The organism is Hymenobacter algoricola, from assembly GCF_039539525.1.
Taxonomy (GTDB): Bacteria; Bacteroidota; Bacteroidia; order Cytophagales; family Hymenobacteraceae; genus Hymenobacter; species Hymenobacter algoricola.
On sequence record NZ_BAABDH010000021.1, the window covers coordinates 51673 to 70601 of the forward strand.

At 64.3% G+C, this 18929-nt stretch carries 16 protein-coding genes and 1 tRNA gene; 11 read left to right on the forward strand and 6 right to left on the reverse strand.

What is annotated here, in order from left to right:
- The first annotated feature begins 146 nt into the window (after nucleotides 1-146).
- Both ABD842_RS06845 and ABD842_RS06850 read left to right on the forward strand, forming a co-directional pair.
- On the forward strand, nucleotides 147-779 hold the full coding sequence (locus ABD842_RS06845; RefSeq protein ID WP_345111876.1) for a polysaccharide deacetylase family protein: 633 nt from the start codon (nucleotides 147-149) through the stop codon (nucleotides 777-779).
- 3 nt (nucleotides 780-782) lie between these two features.
- The gene (locus tag ABD842_RS06850) at nucleotides 783-1892 is read left to right on the forward strand and encodes a glycosyltransferase (protein ID WP_345111879.1); all 1110 of its coding nucleotides are present in this window, start codon (nucleotides 783-785) and stop codon (nucleotides 1890-1892) included.
- A 144-nt stretch (nucleotides 1893-2036) separates the two neighbouring features.
- On the opposite strand, the gene ABD842_RS06855 is transcribed toward ABD842_RS06850, so the two are convergent.
- Together ABD842_RS06855 and ABD842_RS06860 are read right to left on the reverse strand one after the other, a co-directional pair.
- Nucleotides 2037-3470 (reverse strand): ligand-binding sensor domain-containing protein, encoded by a 1434-nt coding sequence (locus tag ABD842_RS06855; RefSeq protein ID WP_345111882.1) that lies wholly within the window; start codon nucleotides 3468-3470, stop codon nucleotides 2037-2039.
- 11 nt (nucleotides 3471-3481) lie between these two features.
- A complete protein-coding gene (locus tag ABD842_RS06860; protein WP_345111885.1) occupies nucleotides 3482-6034 on the reverse strand; it encodes a metallopeptidase domain-containing protein in 2553 nt (850 codons plus the stop codon).
- Nucleotides 6035-6621: 587 nt separating this feature from the next.
- Between ABD842_RS06860 and ABD842_RS06865 the strand changes: the two genes are divergently transcribed.
- The 3 genes from ABD842_RS06865 to ABD842_RS06875 all read left to right on the forward strand — a co-directional run bounded on the left by ABD842_RS06865 (nucleotide 6622) and on the right by ABD842_RS06875 (nucleotide 8837).
- Nucleotides 6622-7389 (forward strand): TatD family hydrolase, encoded by a 768-nt coding sequence (locus tag ABD842_RS06865; protein WP_345111888.1) that lies wholly within the window; start codon nucleotides 6622-6624, stop codon nucleotides 7387-7389.
- Nucleotides 7390-7597: 208 nt separating this feature from the next.
- On the forward strand, nucleotides 7598-8692 hold the full coding sequence (locus tag ABD842_RS06870; RefSeq protein ID WP_345111891.1) for an asparaginase: 1095 nt from the start codon (nucleotides 7598-7600) through the stop codon (nucleotides 8690-8692).
- Nucleotides 8693-8749: 57 nt separating this feature from the next.
- A tRNA-Ser gene (locus ABD842_RS06875) sits at nucleotides 8750-8837 on the forward strand.
- A 128-nt stretch (nucleotides 8838-8965) separates the two neighbouring features.
- Here the strand turns inward: ABD842_RS06875 and ABD842_RS06880 are convergent.
- Nucleotides 8966-9364 (reverse strand): hypothetical protein, encoded by a 399-nt coding sequence (locus ABD842_RS06880; RefSeq protein WP_345111893.1) that lies wholly within the window; start codon nucleotides 9362-9364, stop codon nucleotides 8966-8968.
- 224 nt (nucleotides 9365-9588) lie between these two features.
- Between ABD842_RS06880 and ABD842_RS06885 the strand changes: the two genes are divergently transcribed.
- Nucleotides 9589-10119 (forward strand): GAF domain-containing protein, encoded by a 531-nt coding sequence (locus ABD842_RS06885; protein WP_345111896.1) that lies wholly within the window; start codon nucleotides 9589-9591, stop codon nucleotides 10117-10119.
- Nucleotides 10120-10129: 10 nt separating this feature from the next.
- Here the strand turns inward: ABD842_RS06885 and ABD842_RS06890 are convergent, their stop codons facing one another.
- Entirely contained in the window at nucleotides 10130-10465 is a 336-nt protein-coding gene (locus tag ABD842_RS06890; protein WP_345111899.1) for an ASCH/PUA domain-containing protein, read from the reverse strand.
- 135 nt (nucleotides 10466-10600) lie between these two features.
- Nucleotides 10601-11839, reverse strand: coding sequence for an MFS transporter (locus tag ABD842_RS06895; RefSeq protein WP_345111902.1), 1239 nt, complete (start codon nucleotides 11837-11839; stop codon nucleotides 10601-10603).
- Nucleotides 11840-12426: 587 nt separating this feature from the next.
- Here ABD842_RS06895 and ABD842_RS06900 point away from each other — a divergent pair.
- Entirely contained in the window at nucleotides 12427-13284 is an 858-nt protein-coding gene (locus ABD842_RS06900) for an AraC family transcriptional regulator (protein ID WP_345111905.1), read from the forward strand.
- Nucleotides 13285-13406: 122 nt separating this feature from the next.
- On the opposite strand, the gene ABD842_RS06905 is transcribed toward ABD842_RS06900, so the two are convergent.
- Nucleotides 13407-13541 carry a hypothetical protein gene (locus ABD842_RS06905; RefSeq protein ID WP_345111906.1) on the reverse strand — a complete coding sequence of 45 codons (135 nt, stop codon included), beginning with the start codon at nucleotides 13539-13541 and terminating at the stop codon, nucleotides 13407-13409.
- Nucleotides 13542-13921: 380 nt separating this feature from the next.
- Here ABD842_RS06905 and ABD842_RS06910 point away from each other — a divergent pair, with 380 nt between their 5' ends.
- From ABD842_RS06910 to ABD842_RS06925, 4 genes are all read left to right on the forward strand, one after another.
- Entirely contained in the window at nucleotides 13922-14368 is a 447-nt protein-coding gene (locus tag ABD842_RS06910; RefSeq protein ID WP_345111909.1) for a hypothetical protein, read from the forward strand.
- 333 nt (nucleotides 14369-14701) lie between these two features.
- On the forward strand, nucleotides 14702-15343 hold the full coding sequence (locus ABD842_RS06915; RefSeq protein WP_345111911.1) for a (2Fe-2S)-binding protein: 642 nt from the start codon (nucleotides 14702-14704) through the stop codon (nucleotides 15341-15343).
- A gap of 3 nt (nucleotides 15344-15346) precedes the next feature.
- Nucleotides 15347-16330, forward strand: a complete 984-nt coding sequence (locus ABD842_RS06920) for an FAD binding domain-containing protein (protein WP_345111913.1) — start codon at nucleotides 15347-15349, stop codon at nucleotides 16328-16330.
- A gap of 149 nt (nucleotides 16331-16479) precedes the next feature.
- On the forward strand, nucleotides 16480-18819 hold the full coding sequence (locus tag ABD842_RS06925) for a xanthine dehydrogenase family protein molybdopterin-binding subunit (RefSeq protein WP_345111915.1): 2340 nt from the start codon (nucleotides 16480-16482) through the stop codon (nucleotides 18817-18819).
- The last annotated feature ends 110 nt before the right edge of the window (nucleotides 18820-18929 follow it).

Sequence of the window (18929 nt, forward strand, 5' to 3'; positions counted from 1 at the left end):
GACTACGAAGGCCGACAGCAGGGGAACAGGGGCAACTGGCCGGTTCGCCATCGTTTGCCGTAATTTGCCGGTGCCGCCGTGACTGCCAGCAGAGCTGGGGACTCTCAGTTGCTCATCACGAATCGTTTCTCACTAATTAAAAAGCCGTGCGCCTGATCCGAATGCCCGGCCCCGTGCGGCGGCTCCTGCCCGAATGCCTCTGGGCGATGCCCGGCACCGGCAACCAGCTCTACCTGACCTTCGACGACGGCCCCATTCCCGAAGAAACGCCATTCGTGCTCGAGCAGCTGGCCCGCTACAACGCTAAAGCCACCTTCTTCTGCGTGGGCGAAAACCTGGTCCGCCACCCCGGCATTGCCCGCCAGGCCCTGGCCGCCGGCCACCGCCTGGCCAACCACACCCACCGCCATATCAGCGGCTGGAGCCACGGCCGCCCCGAGTTTCTGGCCGATGTGGCCCGCTGCCAGCAGGAGCTCAACGAGCTACTGCCCGCCCCCGAGGCCCGCCCGCTGCTGCGCCCGCCCTTCGGCCGCATCACCATTCCCCTGGCCCGCACCCTCGACACCAGCCATCAATTGGTGATGTGGGACGTGCTGACCTACGACTACGACCGGGACTTTTCGGCCCCCAAGTGCCTGGCCACGGCCATCCGCGCCACCCGGCCCGGCTCCATCGTGGTGTTTCACGACAGCCTGAAGGCCAGCCGCAACCTGCGCTACGTGCTGCCGCGCTACCTGGCCCACTTTGCCGCGCTGGGCTTCACCTTCGAGCCGCTGTAACCCGTGCTGGCCCTGCTCACCGTCTACTTTGGCCTGTGGTTTTTGGTGCTGGGCACGGCTACGCTGCTGTTCGGGCGCTACCGCCGGCCGCCCGCGCTGCCGCTGCCCGCGCCGCTGCCCCGCGTGAGTATTCTCATTGCGGCCCGCAACGAGGAAGCCGCTATTGGGCGCTGCCTGCGGGCCATTCGGGAGCTGCGCTACCCGGCCCACCTGGTGGAGGTGCTGCTCGGCGACGATGCCTCCACCGACGCCACGGCCGCCGTAGCCGCGGCCGCCATGCAGGGCTACGCGGGCCACTTCCGCTGCCTGCCCGTCACCGAAGCGCTGGGCTCGGCCCGCGGCAAGGCCAACGTGCTGGCCCACCTCACCCGCGCTGCCACCACCGACTTCTTCCTGCTCACCGACGCCGACATTGCCGTGCCGCCGACCTGGGTGGAAGCCCTGCTGGCGCCCGCGCTGGCCGACTCCCTTCTGGGCACCGTCACGGGCCTGACGGTGGTGCGCGGGCCACGTTTGTTCGACCAGCTGCAGGGCCTCGACTGGCTCTTGTCGCTGGGCCTGGTGCAGGTAGTGTCCGACGCCGGCCGCCCCGTGACGGCCATGGGCAACAACATGCTCGTCACCCGCGCCGCCTACGAGGCGACGGGGGGCTATGAGGCCCTGCCGTTTTCCGTCACCGAAGACTACGCCCTGTTCCGGGCGGTGCTGGCCCGGGGCTTCACGTTCCGGAACCTGTTCCGGCCCGACGTGCTGGCGTTTTCCCTGCCCATTGCCACGCCCGCGGCCCTGCTGCACCAGCGGCGGCGGTGGCTGGGCGGGGTAGAGGCGCTGCCGGCCTGGCTGCAGGGCGGGCTGCTGTTCTACGGTGCTTTCTACCTGGCGCTGGCTTTGCTGGCCGGGGTAGCCGGGCCCCTGCCGGCGCTGGGCGTGCTGGTCGCTAAAATACTGCTGCAGGGCCTGCTGGCCCACCTGTGCTTCCGCCGGGCCGGGCTGAAGCTGCGCTGGGCGCTGCTGCCGGCCTTCGAGCTGTACACGATTGTGCTGACGCTGAGCCTGGGCCTGTTTCGCCTGCTGCGACTGCGCTTCGAGTGGAAGGGACGAGAGTATGTTTAGGGCTTAATGCTTGGAGCTGGCATGCTACTGGGCTCCTGCTGCAACCGGCTCACTTGGCATGCCGACTAAGGCGCGTACGCTAATGAAACGCCCCGCCGCTGGCTGACGACGGGGCGTTTGGCAAAAGATTCAGAAGTATTAACCTCACTCGCACACGATGCGGGCCGAGTAGCGGCGGCCATCTGCGCCGGAGCCGTTGAGTAGGTACAGGCCCGGCGGCAGGCCGGGCAGGGCCAAGCGCTGCCCGGCGGGCTGGGCCAAGGCGGGGGCCACGGGCCAGGTGCGCACGGTGCGGCCCAGCATATCACACAGGCGCAGCTCACCGGTCAGGGGCTGGTCGGAGCGCAGCGTCAGCTCGGGCCGGGCGGCGCTGACGGGGTTGGGCCAGGCCTGAAAGGCGGCGCGGGCCACTTGGCCAGGACGGGTGCTGAGCACGGTCCAATTGGCGTGGATGCCCAGGAACAGGTCCGAGCCGCCGATGGGACCCTGCTGGGCTTCGCCGCTGAAGACGTAGTTGCTCGTGCCCGGCTGCACGGCCAGGCCGCGTACGAATTCCGAGCCCGACCCGCGGAAGAGCACCGTGTCGCGCAGCACCCGGCCATCCGGGGTGACCTTGCCCAGGTACACGCGGTAGCCGTTGGCATAGTAGAAGCGGCCGGCCATAACGACATTGCCATCAGCCAGGGGCTGGAGCAGCTCGGGCACGGCAATATCCGCGACGAAGCCATTGGTGTAGTGGATGTACTTGGTCCAGACTGTGTCTAGGGCGGCATTGTAGCGGGTGAGTTTGGCATTCTCACAGATCAGGTAGCCGCTTTGGTTGGGCAACGGTGCGACGCTACGAATGCTGTTGTTGGCCGTGCCGTAGAGTGGCTTGGTCTGATCCACTACGCCGGCCTCGGTCAGGTGCAGTGCTTTGCGCTCATTGGGCGAGCCGCCACTGGTGTTTTGCAGCCAGTAACCACCCCGGCCGGAATTGTCCTTGAATAGGCCCGAGACGAAGCCAATGCGGCTGGCGTCGTAGATAATATCCGTGCGGGCCACGACCTGCCCGGCGGCATTGACCTTGAGCCATTGGGGGAAGGTGTTGAGAAGAGCAGTCAGCACGAAGTTGCCGTCGTTGCCTAATAGCAAGCTAGTGTAAATGTCATTGGTCGGGCCGCTGACCTTGCGGGTCCAGAGCGTATCGCCTTGGGGGTTGAGCAGCACCAGCATGGCCGCATAGCGGGCCGTAGCCGGGTCGCCGCCATCGGTGGCTACCAGCACCTGCCCGGCCGTGTTTTCACACACGGCGCGTACCGTTAGCTGGGTAAAGCCGGGCAGCTTTTGGGTCCGGGTCCAGAGCGTATCGCCCTGCGCGTTGGTCCGTACCAGATAGAGCTTCTGATTGATGGGCAGGGGCGGCAACTTCTGTTGCCCTCCCACCACCAGGTAGCCCCCGGCCCGAACAGGCGTGAGAAACCCACCCGCTTCATTACCGGTCGAGCCAAAGATTTTTTGTACGCGCAGCTGAGCCGTAGCTGGCGGCCCACTCAGGGCCGCCAGCCAGCACAGGCTGAAGAAAAGGAAGTGCTTCATGGCCGGGCTCGTTAGGGGTTCACCTGCACACGCCGGGTCAGGCGCTGGCCGCCGGGGCGGGTCAGCTCCAGCAGGTAGGTGCCCGCCGGCAGGCCCACCAGCGAGACGCGGGGCTGGGCGCAATGGCCCTGCCGCACGGGTTGGCCGTAGGGCGTGAGCAGGCGGTAAGTGTAGGTCGCCGCCTCAGCGGCGGGCACGCCCGTCAGCTCGAAGCGCACCTGCGGGCCCTGGGTCGGGTTGGGGTACACGCTCAGGCCGGCGGCCCGGGGGATTATCGAAAGCTGGTTGTCGCGCACCTGCAGCTGCCCGCCGGGCTGAATATCGAGCTGATCGTACTGCCGCAGGGCCTCGGCTTCGGCCTGGGTCTTGACGCTGAGCAGGCCCCCGGCCTGGATGCGTACCACGCTGCCGGCCTCGGCCAGCAGCCGCCCGCCGTTTTCCACGTACACCGTGCTGCCGCTGCCAATTACCAGGGCGGCACCCGTTTCCAGGTGCATCTGCGCCTCCCCGGCCACGGCCAGGTAGGTGTCGTTGATAAAGTCGCGCAGCGGGCCGGGCGTGGTGCGGTTAGGTGTACCGCTGCGGTTCACCGAAAGGCGGGCTCCGCTCAGTACGTTCACGTCGTAGCCGTTGGTAGTGCCGGGCACAGGGCTCACGCGCAGGCTGCCGGTCCAGCGGGTGCTGCGGGTGATGTCGGTATCGGTAAAGCTGACCTGCACGTAGAGGCTGCCGTCGGGGCCGGAGCCGGTGAGCTGCACCGATACGCCGCTGAGCTGCATAGGAGCCATCCGCTGCTGGCCGGCATCGAAGCTGGGGGTCGATACCAGGGCCGGGTTCGAGTCCATCGCCAGGCGTGTCGTGGTCGGGGCCGCGGCACCGAGGCGGTAGCGGGCGTCGTTGCCCATGAAGCCGTAGGTGGGCGTGCCGTTGAGGGCCGCGAAGTGGAAGTACTCGTTGGCGCCACCCCCGTTGGCGGCGGTGGTGTAGTCGATCTGGCCGTCGTAGTCCTTGTCGCCGCGCAGAAACATGAAGTTGCTCTGCCCGCCGGTGGGATTGGCCGCGCCTTGGCTGAAATCATAAATCAGGTTGCCCCACAGCGCGTTGTTATAGGTGCTGCTCGTGCCGGTGGGGGCCAGGTCGTAGTGGCCGGCGGCCGAGAGGTACTTCAGCCCGTTGGCCCCCTCATCGAAGCCGTTCCAGCCGGTCGGGTTGTTCTTGTTCTGGCGCATGTCTTCCACGTAGGCCATCATGCCGGCCGGGATGACGGGCAGGGGCTGGCCGGCCCCGCCCTGGGTCCATTGCCGCTGGTCCCAGATGCTGAGCTTCTGGTGATTTTCCAGCCACAGGTACTGGTAGGTGCCCGTGGCGGGGTTGTAGGTGTTGGGCAGGCGGATGCGCAGCGCGTCGCCGGTGGTGATGAAGTCGCGCAGGCGGTAGCGCCCCCCCGACACCAGGGCCGGGGCATCGGTCAGGTCGCCGCTCACGCCGTTGCACTGCAGCGGGGCCCAGCCCAGAAACCACCGCTCCCAGGCGTTGATGCTGCCCGTGGTCATGCTGTTGCCCGTGGTCACGTAGTACTTGTCGCCGCTCACGCCGTTGTTGCCGTTCACGTGGGGGGCGTAGTAGAGGGTGTGGGCAAACTCGTGGGTGAAGAGCTGATGGTCGATTCCCCCTATACCCAGGCACTGGGTGAAGCCGTCGTAGGTGGTCAGCGCCGGGGTGCTGCCGGTGGCCTCGATGAGCGTGTTGTTGGCAATGGCAGCGTAGCCGCCTCCGCTGCCGATGACGTTTTCCAGGCCATAGGTCAGGCCTGAGTTAGGCCCACCAGTGCCGGGAGAGCCACCGGCGTAGCGCCAGATGATGATAGTATAGTCGATCTTATCGTCGGGGGCCGAGAGGCTGTTGTCGCTCAGGTACTGCGGGCGGTTGGTGCGGGCGTCCAGCGCGGCCCGGCTCAGGCCGGCCATGTGGGCCTGCAGGGCGGGCTCGGTACGGATCCTGTCCATTACCAGGCTGGAGTAGGTATCCCAGCCGGCGTAGTTGAGGCTGTTGGTGGCCGTCACGTTCACCCGCACCGGGAAGTTGAGGGCCGTCAGCTTGAAGGGCCGGGAATTGAACTGCGACATCTGGTAGTAGAAGTTCGACAGGGTCTGGTCGGTAGCCGAGGGGCTGAACTGGCTGGCGCTGGTGTAGAAGTTGGCCGCCGCCGAGCGCGGCAGCGACTCGCCCCAGGCCGAACCGTTCAGCGTCTGGGGCCAGGGGTTTCTAGGGTCGTCGTCGTTGTTGTAAGGGATATTCTGAGCGCTTGGGTCTACAAAATGCTCCACGTTGTCATTGGTGAAGCCGGCATAAATCACCAATACCCGCAGCTCGCCCCGGGGCGTGAGGGCGACCCCGTTTTCGGAGAAGGCGGAAGCGGCCCGGCCGCTGGCACTGGTGGTAGAGGCCGTGCGGTACGCTCCGTTGGGGAAGCAGTTGAACACGTTGGAGAAGTTCGCGTACGGGCTGCGGAAGATCATTTCCTGGGCCGTGGCGGGCCGGGCGTAGCCAGCGGCGAGCAGCACGAGCAACACCCACAGGGCGCGAACGGGAGTGGCCCGCGTTACGCGGGGGGGGGGGGGGGGTAAATTTGATAAGCATGGGGAAAGGATAAAAGTGAAAAAATGGGTCAATACGTATTGCAATAGGTAAATCAGGGCAGAACCCAAAGGAGAACAATATATTTCAATTGTGCAAGTAGTTTTGAGAATAGTGCCGTTTCGGCCGTAGGCTGATTTTTATCAGCCAGCCGGTTCTTGCGCCCGCCAATCATAACCGGCCGCCCAGCTACTTTTGTGGCACAAGCCGCTGGTTACTTTGGCGCAGTATCCAGCGCCAAAAATTCGCGCAAGCTGGTACGAAACCGCTTCCTTATAACCAACACCTATAGCGGTTTCGTGAACGGTGTACCCGGTCTGACGGCTTTTCGCCGTCGGACCGGTCGTCGCTGGCTGCCGATAAATACATCGGGCCTACAACGACCGGTCGGACGGCGGAAAAAGCCGTCCGACCGGAGCGAATGCAACCGCTACACTGTTCGCGAAACTGCTATAACACCTAACACCTAACACCTAACATCCACCATCCATAAACCAACACTCAAAAACCAAAAATGCACTTCACCGATTCGCACGCCCACATCTACTCCGAACAGTTCAAGCCCGACCGGGACGACGCCCTGCGCCGCGCCTTCGACGCCGGCGTGACGACCATCGTGATGCCCAACATCGACCACACCAGCGTCGACGTAATGCTCGAAACCGAAGCCCGCTACCCCGATCGGTGCTTCGCCATGATGGGCCTGCACCCGTGCTCCGTCACCAAGGACTTTCAGCGGGAGCTGTACCTGGTGGAGGACTGGCTGAGCAAGCGCCCGTTTGCGGCCGTGGGGGAGTGCGGCCTCGATCTGTACTGGGATAAAACCCTGCTGGCCGAGCAGCAGGAAGCCCTGCGGGTGCAGATTGCGCTGGCCAAAACCTACAAGCTGCCCCTGGTGCTCCACACCCGCGACGCCTTCGCGGAAACCGCCGACCTGATCGAAGCCGCCCAGGACGGGACGCTGCGCGGGGTGTTTCACTGCTTTTCGGGTACGCCGGCCGAAGCCGAGCGCGTCATCCGGCTGGGCTTTAAGCTCGGCATCGGCGGCGTGGCTACGTTCAAAAACGGGGGCGCCGACAAAGTGCTGCCCGGCCTGGACCTGGAGCATCTGCTGCTCGAAACCGACTGCCCTTACCTGGCCCCGGCGCCCCACCGCGGCAAGCGCAACGAGCCGTCGTACCTGCCGCTTATTGCCCTGCGCGTAGCCACGCTGCTGGGCAAAACCGCGGCTGAAGTGGCCGAAGCCACCACCCGCAATGCCCAGGCCCTGTTCAAGCTGTGAGAATGAAAGCCCGCCGGGGCGAGGAGGCCCGGCGCCGCAATCCGGCCTCTGCAGGATGACCAGCGGCTTTGCACCCGGCAGCTTCGGACGTAAGGTACTGCCGGCGCGTATCGGGTAAACCGGGTTTCTTTGCTGCCCGGGACGGATGGAGTATTTCCCGCCGTTCCTCGCCCCGACAGTCTGACTCCGCTCATTCTTCCCGTTTCCCATGCCTGCTGCCAGCCTTCCCGCCCCCACCGTTATCCAGAACACCGACCCTGTGCCCGGCCACCGGCCGCCGGCCGCCGTGCTGGTCATTTACACCGGCGGCACGGTGGGCATGGAGTACAACAAGCGCGGCGAGCTGGTGCCGATGAAGTTTGAGCAGATCCGCAAAAAGATGCCCGAGCTGCGCCAGCTGAACATGAACCTGTCGGTGCTTAGCCTACCCGAGGCCATCGACTCGTCGAACGTGGTACCGGCCGACTGGCTGCTGCTGGCCCGCATCATCGGCGAGAACTACGCCCACTACGACGGCTTCGTGGTGCTCCACGGCACCGATACCATGGCCTATTCGGCGGCCGCGCTGAGCTACCTGCTCGAAAACCTGGGCAAGCCGGTCATCTTCACCGGGGCGCAGGTGCCCGTGGGCCGCATCCGCACCGACGCCCGCCGCAACCTGATTACGGCCCTCGACATTGCCGCCGCCCGCCATTCCATGGCCGGCACGGTGCGCGTGCCCGAAGTTTGCGTGTTCTTCAACGACCTGCTTATCCGCGGCAACCGGGCCAAAAAAGTGGAAAGTGAGCAGTACAACGCCTTCCGCAGCGAGAATTATCCGCCCCTGGCCCGGGCCGGCATCGAGGTCGCCTTCAACGACAAGCAGATTCTGCTGCTGCCCGGCGGCCCCTTGCGGGTGCACCAGCGGCTCGACGATCGGGTGGTGCTGCTGAAGCTGTTTCCCGGCATCACCGAGCGGGTGGTGCGGGCCATGCTCGAAATAGCCGACCTGCGCGGCTGCGTGCTCGAAACCTACGGCTCGGGCAACGCGCCCACCGCCCCGTGGTTTCTCGGCTGCCTGCGCGAAGCCCACGAGCGGGGCGTGCAGCTGCTCAACGTGAGCCAGTGCGAGGAAGGCCGCGTCATCCAGGGGCAGTACGAAACCAGCGCCCATTTCGCCGGCCTCGGCATCATCGGCGGCGACGACATCACCACCGAGGCGGCCATCACCAAGCTCATGTTTGTGCTGGGCCTGCAGCGCAGCCCCGCCGAAACGGCCCGCCTGCTCACCTATGATTTACGCGGGGAAATAACGCTGGCCTAGCCTTGAGGCTTGCGTATCCCGAAATTCGGACGTTACTTTGTGCCCGATTGCTGCCCTAGAGGGGTGTCCGAGTGGTCGAAGGAGCACGCCTGGAAAGTGTGTATGGCTCAAAAGGTCATCGTGGGTTCGAATCCCATCCCCTCTACAGAAAACCCCCGCCTGCACGCTGCAGGCGGGGGTTTTACTTTGTTGGAAGAAGACGGGGCGCTGGGTCAGGCCACCTGCTCATCCCGTAGCCGGGACTGGGCCGCCTGAGGGCTAACAATAGCTCCCCTACCTGCAGGCCCAGGTGCGCGCGGCCTGCAGATCGGTAAATGATTGCAAATCAAAGTGCAGCTGCTGCTCGGCTGCGGCTTGGGCCTGGCCAATCAGCAGCTTGTTGAGTGGGTCGACGGCCTCGATACGGGCAAACCGCCTCAGGCCCAGTTCGACCAGCTGGGGAAGGACTTGCGTGGCAATCCACTCCAGGTCCACGGGGCGCACCGGCCCCAGCAGTCTGTCATCCGCAATCCAGCCGGTAATGCCATGCTCACGGGCCAGCGTCACGCATTCCAGCAGGGCCTGCCGCAGCAAGGAGCTGCTGATAAAGCCTTTCCACTGGGCTTCGATGGCGCGGGAAACGCCCTCGTGTAGGTACAGATCCAGATAAGAGTAGGAAACCAGCGGCTGCATAGGTAAGTGGTGGTGCGGGGAAGTACTAAGCCAGCAACCAAATACTATGGGCTTTGTTGATGCCTGACCCGCAAATGTCCTGCCTGCGGCTCCTTCGGCAAGGGCATTCGCTATGCTCTGCCCCAACCGCCAGGCTACTTGCTCGGCTTTGCCGCCGCAACGCGCCGGGCTGCGTATACCTGGCTGAGTGCCGTGCGCTATCCTCCACACGCTTGACCTTCCCGATGACCGTCCCGCCCCTTGCCGAACTGGAAGCCGTCCTTGCCGCCAGCGCCCCGCCGGCTGAAAAGCTGCAAAGTGCCCTGGAGCTGGTCGGTCAGTATCTGCGGGCTGACCGCTGCTTTCTGTACGTGCGCGACCCCCGGCAGGGCCGCGGGCGCATTGCCTTCGTCTGGCGTCTGGACGAGGCCGTACCGGACCCCCGTCACGACTGGCAGAATGATACGGGCGATTTGCCGGCCCAGGACCCGCTGTTTCGGGCGGCGCTGGCCGCCAGGCCCTCCGTCTTTGTGGACGACGTAACCGAAGCGGGGCCCGAGGTGCTCAACCAGGAATTCGAGCGTACCACGTTCGGCCACCGCGCCCTGGTGCATGCCCATATCACCGCCCAAGGCCAGCTGTGGGGTATTCTGCAGCCCTGCATCTTTGGCCACCCCCACCACTGGACGGCCGCCGAGCGGGACTATCTGAACGCAGCGGTGGGCGTATTTCTGCCCGTCGTGCAGGGATACATGGGCGGGCTCGGCCCGGAGTAAAGGCTCTCGGTTACCAGAGCCGGGTGTCGTTGATGCCTGGCGGTAGTGGCTGGGTGTCGCCGAAGCCCAGCACGCACCAGCCCGGCTCAACGCCGAAGCTACCGCCCGGCAGCACGTAGCTGATCCAGCGGGCCGTGGTACGGCCGCTGTACTGTTCGCTCTCGGGCTCAAACTCGCGCAGCAGCAGCGCGTCGCCGACCTGGAAGCTGCGGTCATTCTCGCGCACGTCGAAGGGCTTGATGCCGGCTTCGACGGCGGCGAAGCAGGCCGGCCAGGTTTTCAGTTCGTGGGTACGGCGTTGGGTCGATTCGGCAACGGGGCCGAAGAAAGGGGCATTGGAAGCCATGGCAATTGTTGTTAAAGGGAGTTGAGATAAATGATTATACGGGGTTTGACCTTTATAAAATACTGTGGGATAGGTTGGTAATACAAAGAAAACAGGGACTCAAAATCGTCGAAGCGGCTCTCCGGAACTAGCGAGCTAGTGCAGGGCGGGTACCGCTTCCGCCCGCCGGGCAGACTCCGGGACCGAAGCGGCCGGCAGGAAGCGCAGCCGCAGGGCCACGGCTACCATTACCGCAAACAATCCGACGACCACTCCCAGTGCCAGCCGCAGCGTGACGCTGTCGGCCAGAAAGCCAATCAGCGGCGGCCCCAGCAGAAACCCGCCGTAGCCGATGGTCGAAACCATGCCAATGGCTACGCCCGGCGCCAGGCCCCGCTGCCGACCCGCCGCACTAAATACCGTAGGCACAATGCCCGACAGCCCCAGCCCAATCAGAAACAGCCCGCCGATACCCACCACCGTCTGCGGGACCAGCAGCATGCCAAGCAGCCCCACGAAAGCCAGCAGGCCGCCCACGGCCACCACCGGGCGCGGTCCGAACCACAGCACGAGGGCATCCCCAAACACCCGTCCGCAGGTCATGGTGAGGGAAAAGGCGGCGTAGCCCAGCGGGGCCAGGGCCGGCGTGGCGGCCGTATCCTGCACCAGATAAATCGTGCTCCAGTCGGCCATGGCTCCTTCGCCCAGCATGCAGCAGAACGCTACCAGGCCCAAAGCCAGCAGGGCCGGGCGGGGCCACCGAAAGCGACTTCTGCGGGTGGGCTCGGTGGTGGGTTCCGCAGCCGGCGCATCCGGGAGCAGGCTCGGTGCCACGGCCAGCACCAGCAGCAGGCTCCCGGCAGAAAAACCCAGCAGGTGAGGGCCGAAGCCCAACGCCAGCCGGGCGCTCAAAGCTCCCGCCCCGGCCCCCAGCATGCCGCCAAAGCTGAACGCGGCGTGAAACGACGACATAATAGGCTGCGCCTGCTGCTGCTCAACCTGCAGGGCCTGGCTGTTCATGGCCACGTCGAGCAGGCCGGTAGCCGCCCCCAGCAGCAGAAACAGCGTCATTACCTGCGCCGGCGTATGCAGCAGGGCCATGCCCGGAATCAGGCCGCAGAAGCCCAGCGCCCCGATGGTAGTAAGGCGGGCGCTGCCCAGGCGCTGGATCAGCCAGCCGGCCAGGGGCATGGCGACCCACGCACCCATGGCGTTGCAGAACAATACCTGGCCCAGGCCGCGGTGGGTGAGGCCGTAGCGGTTCTCCAACTCGGGCAGCCGGGCCGCCCAGTTGGCAAACAGCAGGCCGTGCAGGAAGAAAATCAGCATGACGGCCACGCGGGCCGGGTGCGGCAACTGCCGCACATCAGGGAAGCGGGAAAGCAGCTGAGGCATAACGTAACAAGAATGGAAACAGCAAAATTACGCTCTGGCCGCTCCTTTGGCTACCAGCTCTCTGCTCATTTATGATGCTGTGTTGCGTATTTTTAAGCCATCATAATCCTGCAAACGATTGTTTGAGCATTATAATTCGTTGGCTGTAGTGGCAAGACCTCAACGCGGGCTTGCTGGGGTAGGGGCATAAAAAAAGCCGCCCCACCCGGAACGACTTTTAGTGGAATCAGAAACCGGAGAAAAATTCCCACCCAACTCCGGTCCGATCCTGGCCGCGGGGGCAAAGCCCGGGCGGTCAGTCCTTGTCGGCTGCCCACACTGAAATGGGGCCGAACGATATATGTATGTTCGTCAGCAGGGGCCAGACCCCGGCAGTCGGAAAAGTCTTGGTGAAAAAGCCCGCCGTATGCTGTCGGAAGCTCAACCAGGGCAGCAACTCGGTAAGGCGACTCATTACCCAGTTGCTACAATACAAAGGTAGCGGCTGAAGTTAGAAACAACTACGCCTGTATTTGCAAATTCACATGCTATATTTAGCTGAATTGTCCCGCAAACGTTTGCAGAACGCAATTAAAGCATTATTTCTGATGAAACTTCAGTTCGAGAATATTCAGGCTTCCACGGGCAGCTCTTTTACCCTGCTCCACCACACCAGCGTGAAAGAGAGCGGCATGGTTTGGCATCATCATCCGGAATACGAGCTGGTGTTCATCCCGTCGGGGGGAGGCCGCCGGCACATCGGCAAGCACATTTCCCGCTTCGAGGAAGGCGAGCTGGTGTTCATTGGCCCCAACCTGCCGCACCTGAGCTTCAGCTACGGCCGCCAGGACCCCTACGAGCAGATTGTGCTGCAGCTGCGGGCCGACATGATGGGGGAGGCCTTCTGGCAGCTGCCCGAGCTGATGCCGGTACAGCAGCTGTTTGCCCGCTCCCACCAGGGACTGTCGTTTGGGGCCGAGACCCGGGCGGCGGTAGGAGCGGCCCTGCGCGAGATGACCACCCAGCCCTCGTTTCAGCGCCTGCTCACGCTGCTGCAGGTGCTGCAGCAGCTGGCGCAGGCCCCCGACGTGACGGTGCTGCACGCGGGCAGCAGCGGCCTGGGCAGGTACGGTAAGGAGAAGGAGCGCTTCAACCAGATCTACCAGTACGTGCAGCTGCACTACAACCACGACATTGAGGTGCGGGAGCTGGCCGACCTGGCCAACCTGTCGGTGCCGGCCTTCTGCAGCTACTTCAAGAAAATGACCGGCCAGACGCTGACCGACTTCGTGCAGGAATACCGCGTCAACCAGGCCTGCCTACTATTGCTGACCGATGCCACCATCACCGAAGTCAGCTACGCCAGCGGGTTCAATAACCTGTCGCACTTCAACAAGACCTTCCGCAAGATTACGGGGCATAGCCCGTCGGCGTACCGCAAGCAGAAAATGGCCGAGCTGGTGTAAGGCAGAAGCTGCGGATGGGAGAGGCTGCGGATGGCCGCGGGATTCGACCGGTCCTGTTTTTCACTTAGGCCATAGAAAAGCCCCGGACAAAGCGTCCGGGGCTTTTCTATGGGGTAGGTAAATTAAGCTTTCGGGCGGCAGCCGGAGCGTTGGTTACGCCTGTGCGCCACGCGCTGACGCTGGTACTGGGCGTACTGGTCGGCCGAGATAATGGCTCTCGACTCCAGGTCGGTGTCATTTTCGGAATGCTGCTGCATGGTAAGAATACAATAAGGAGGAGGCGAAACCTGCCCCGCGTTTCGGCGGCGGGGGCTACTCAAAGCTACCCCGAGCCACGGCACCGAAACCGGATAATCGGCCGGCGCGACGATTGTCCCGACCAGCCGGGGGATTGTGCCGCCGGTTGGGTAGCAGGAGTGCGTTCTAAGCCGTATTGCCCCGGTGGCGGCGCGCTTAGAAGAGCGGGTCGGCGCAAGGTTTAACGGCGAAAAGTATATTTTAAATTTAGCCCGCAGCCGTCGGGAATGCCAAAAAATGGCACGTCAGTTGTCTATTGGGGTATCAGAAGCGCTGAGGCTGGTATCAGCTTCTCCCCGATAAATTAACATTTCACCTACGTCCCTTACCCGTTGTTGCCATGAAAAAGATCCTCATTCTGCTCGCCGCTTTCTCCTTTTCCGCCGCTGCCGTTTCGGCCCAGACCGTGACGACGAAAGTGAAGTCCAAGGATAAAAAAGAGCAGGTCGGCAAAACCCCGAAAACCCCTGAGCAGCGCGCCGACCACATGGCCCGGCGCCTGACCAAATCCCTGCAGCTGACGACCGACCAGACCGCCAGAGTGCGGCAGCTCTACCTGGCCCAGGCCCAGGAAATGCAGGCCCGCGGTGCCAAGTACGCCGCCGAAAACAACAAAGCCGGCCGCCACGCCGACAAGAAAGCCAGCCGGGAGCGGTACGACGCCCAGCTGAAGCAGATTCTGAACGCCGACCAGTACAATAAATACGCCCAGCAGCGGGCCGAGCGGATGAGCAAGCACAAGGAAGGCTTGGGCCAGCGTAAGGACAAGCTGAAGGTTAAAAGCTAATTCCACTGCATATATAGAAATGCCCCGGCGGTTTCGTCGGGGCTTTTTTGTGTGGCGGCTACGCGGCTGCCAAATGGACCGGTAGCCGCTCCGGGCCGGCGTTGCCGCGAATTTAGGAAGGCCCGAATCCAGCCCGGGAGGGACAAAAATTGCTGACAGCCAGCTATGTAGCTGCTCTGAGGTATAGGAATTACGCCCGGGTAAGCTCAACTTTTTGGTGAACAATGAGTATTTCCTACGGTTGGCTTAAGAATACCCGGCTCCCGGCGGCCCTTCGCTCCCGGGACTACCCCGCTGCCCGCCCCGACATCTCACCGCTAAACGCTTTCTGCTATGCCCCACGATTTTACGTCCGATCCGGCGGCGGCCCCGCCCGGCGGCCCTCCGAACGATGGTTCGCGCCGCACCTTTATGAAACAGGCCGGCGGCATCCTGGGGCTGGCCCTGGCGCCGCCGCTGATCAGTCAGGCTGAGCGGCTGACGGCCTTCTCCAAAACCGTGGAAGGCGTCTCGACCATGCAGCTGAAAGTGAACGGCACGGTGCGCAGCATTCAGGCCGAGCCCCGGGTGAGCCTGCTCGACGCCCTGCGCGAGTACATGGACCTGACCGGCACCAAGAAGGGCTGCGACCATGGGCAGTGTGGCGCCTGCACGGTGCACGTAGATGGCCGCCGCATCAACTCCTGCATGACGCTGGCCGTCATGAACCAGGGCAAGGAAATTACGACCATCGAAGGCCTGGCGAAAGGCGAGGAGCTGCACCCGATGCAGACCGCCTTCCTCAAGCACGACGGCTTCCAGTGCGGCTACTGCACGCCGGGCCAGATCATGTCGGGCGTGGCCTGCGTGCGCGAGGGCCACGCCACTTCCGACGACCAGACCCGCGAGTGGATGAGCGGCAACCTGTGCCGCTGCGGCGCCTATCCCAATATCGTGGCCGCCGTGCGTGAGGTGCAGCAAAAAGGAGGAGCCTAGACTATGAACAACTTCAGCTACACCCAGGCCAGTACGGCCAAGGAAGCCACCAGCCTCCGCAAAGACAAGCCGGACGCGGCCTACATTGCCGGCGGCACCACGCTGCTCGATCTGATGAAAGCCCACCTGGAGGAGCACTCCCAGCTGGTCGACATCAATATGCTGCCCTTCAAAGGCATCGAGCAAACCAAGGACGGACTGCGCATCGGGGCTATGGAGCGCATGAGCGACGTGGGCGAAAACGCGCTGGTGCTCCAGCACTACCCGGCCGTGTCGGAGTCGCTGCTGCTGGCGGCCTCGCCCCAGCTGCGCAATATGGCCAGCATCGGGGGCAACATCCTGCAGCGCACCCGCTGCGGCTACTTCCGCGACGCGGCCTTTCCCTGCAACAAGCGCGTGCCCGGCTCGGGCTGCCCGGCCCTGGACGGCGACAACCACAACCTGGCCATTCTGGGCACCTCCGACGCCTGCATTGCCACGGCCTACCCCGGCGACCTGTCGGTGGCCCTGGCCGCCTTCGATGCGGTGCTGACCCTGGAAAACCAGAAGGGCAAGCAGCGCACCGTGCCCGTGACGGAGTTTTACCTGCTGCCCGGCAAAACGCCCCAGCGGGAAACCGTGCTGGAGCCCGGCGAGCTGATTGTGGCCGTCACCATTCCGACCGCCACCCACACCCGCCGCTCCACCTACCTGAAGGTGCGGGAGCGGGCCAGCTACGCGTATGCTCTGACCTCGGCCGCGGTAGGCCTCGATGTGCAGGGGGGAACCATCCGCTCGGCCCGCGTGGCGCTGGGCGGGGTGGGTACCAAGCCCTGGCGCAGTCCCGAAGCCGAGAAAGTGCTGACCGGCGCCCCGGCTACCGAAGCCACCTTCCGCGCAGCGGCGGCAGCGGCGCTGCGCGGCGCCCAGCCCCGCAAGGAAAACGCTTTCAAGGTAGAGCTGGCCCAGAATACGCTGGTGCAGGCACTCATGAAAGTAGCCGGGTAAAAGAATAAAAGAACGTCCTGCTTCAGCTTTTCGGCGCTTACCGAAGCACCGCGCGCGTCGTCGAAGGCAGCCGGTGCCGAAGTGCCGGACGTGCTCCGGCGCTGCCCGGCAGGACGCTGTTCTATCAGTAGTCAAGAATCAACTCCCCCATGGATACCGAACCAAGATTCTTTGAAACCAACCCCGGCAGCGGCGTAGTCGGGCAGCCCCTGGACCGCGTGGACGGCCGCGCCAAAGTAATGGGCCAGGCTAAGTACTCGGCCGAGTTCAACAGCCTGCCGGGCCTGGTGCACGCCGTGCTCAAAACCAGTGACGTGGCCAAGGGTCGCATCACCGGCTTCGACACCAGCGCCGCCCTGAAGCAGCCGGGGGTACTGGCCATTCTCACCCACCAGAACCTGCCCAAGCTGGCCAAGACGCCCAACGATGCTGAGGGCAAAAAGGCCATCGGGGCGCCCATGGGCTTTCTGCCGCTGACCTCCGACCAGATTCACTACGCCGGCCAGCCCGTAGCCGTGGTGGTGGCCGATACGCTGGAGCGGGCCCAGTACGCCGCCGCGCTGCTGAAGGTGCAGGTGGCCGCCGAAAAGCCGATAGCCTCCTACGAGGACCCGCAGGCGAAGCTGTTTGACCCCACCAAAGTACAGGACGGCAAGACGCCGGCCCACACGGTGCGCGGCAACCCGCAGCAAGCCTTTGCGGCGGCCCCGGTGCAGCTCACGCACAGGTACACCCATGCCACCAACCACCACAACCCCATGGAGCCCGGGGCCACCACGGCCCACTGGGAAGCCCCCGACCGCCTCACCATCTACGATGCTACCCAGGGTGTGACGCGCACCCAAAAAGCGGTAAGCACTATGCTGGGCCTCTCGGCCGAGCAGGTGCGCGTGGTGACCAAATACCTGGGTGGCGGCTTCGGATGCAAGGGGTCCAGCTGGCCCCACACCATCCTGACGGTGCTGGCCGCCAAGGCCGTGGGGCGGCCGGTGAAACTCTCGCTCACCCGCCCCCAGATGTTTACGGGCATGGGCCACCGCGAAGACCAGGAGCAGACCCTGAAAATCGGGGCGACCAAGGACGGCAAGCTTACGGCCCTCATTCACGAGAAAACCTCCACTACTTCGCCCTGGGACAACTACGCCGAGCCCAACAGCAAAATCATCAACCTGCTGTATGCGTGCGACAACTTTGAGTCGTCGTATCAGCTGGCGCGGGCCAACGTGATGACGTCCACCTTTACCCGGGCCCCCGGCGAGGCGCCGGGCTCGTTTGCCATTGAGTGCTCCATGGATGATCTGGCGTATCAGCTGGGCCTTGATCCGCTGGAAATCCGGCTGCGCAACTACGCCGAGAAGGACCCCGGCACCGGGCAGCCGTGGAGCAGCAAGAGCCTGCGGCAGTGCTACGCCCGCGGTGCCGAGCTGTTTGGCTGGAGCAAGCGCAACCCCAAGGCCGGCGCCACCCGCGACGGCCGCCTGCTGGTGGGCTGGGGCATGGCTACGGCCAGCTACCCCGTGCACAATTCCCAGGGCACGGCCCGCGCCCGCCTCTACGCCGACGGCCACGCCGTGGTGCAGTCGGGCGCTACCGACCTGGGCACCGGCACCTACACCGTGATGACGCAGGTAGCGGCCGACGCGCTGTTTCTGCCCGTGGACAAGGTGCGCTTCGAGCTGGGCGACACCAAGCTGCCTACGGCCCCCAACTCGGGCGGCTCGGTGGCGGCCGGCACGGTGTCGTCGTCGGTGTACATGGCCGCGCAGGACGTGTGGCAGAAGCTGATTAAGGTGGCGGTGCTCGATAAGAAGTCGCCGCTGTACCGCGCCAAGCCGGCCGACGTGGAGGTGAAGCAGGGCCGCCTGCAGCTCAAGGCCAACCCGCAGAAAGGGGAGGGCTTTGCCGTCATCATGAAGCGCGCCGAAATGGCCGACATCGAAGGCAACGGCCAGGGCCGCTACGGCAGCGGCTACGAAGACGCGCAAGGCGCCGCCAACGCCGGCCCCACCAAAAAGGACGAAGCCGGCGACCACTCCATGCACTCCTTCGGCGCCCACTTCTGCGAGGTGAAAGTAGACCCCGACCTGGGCACCGTGCGCGTCACGCGCTGGGTGAGCGTGCACGGGGCCGGCCGGATTCTGAACGCCAAGACGGCCCGCTCCCAGATCATTGGCGGCAGCATCTTCGGCATCGGGGCGGCGCTGATGGAAGGCACCGTGCGCGACCAGCACTACGCCCGCTACACCAATGCCAGCCTGGCCGACTACCACATTCCCGTCAATGCCGACATTCCCGACATGACCGTGGAGTTTGTTGACGAGCACGACCCCTACATCAACGCCATGGGCGTGAAGGGCATCGGCGAGATTTCGATGGTCGGCGTGTCGGCCGCCGTGGCCAATGCCGTGTTCCACGCCACGGGCAAGCGGGTCCGCTCCCTGCCCATCACCCCGGATAAGATTCTGGAAACCAAGGTGACGCAGGTGTAGTCCTGTATTCTGCTGCGCAAGAGCACGTCATGCTGAGCGAAGCGAAGCATCTCGCGTGCTGATGTTGAGTTACTATCCCAACGTCGGCACGCGAGATGCTTCGCTCTGCT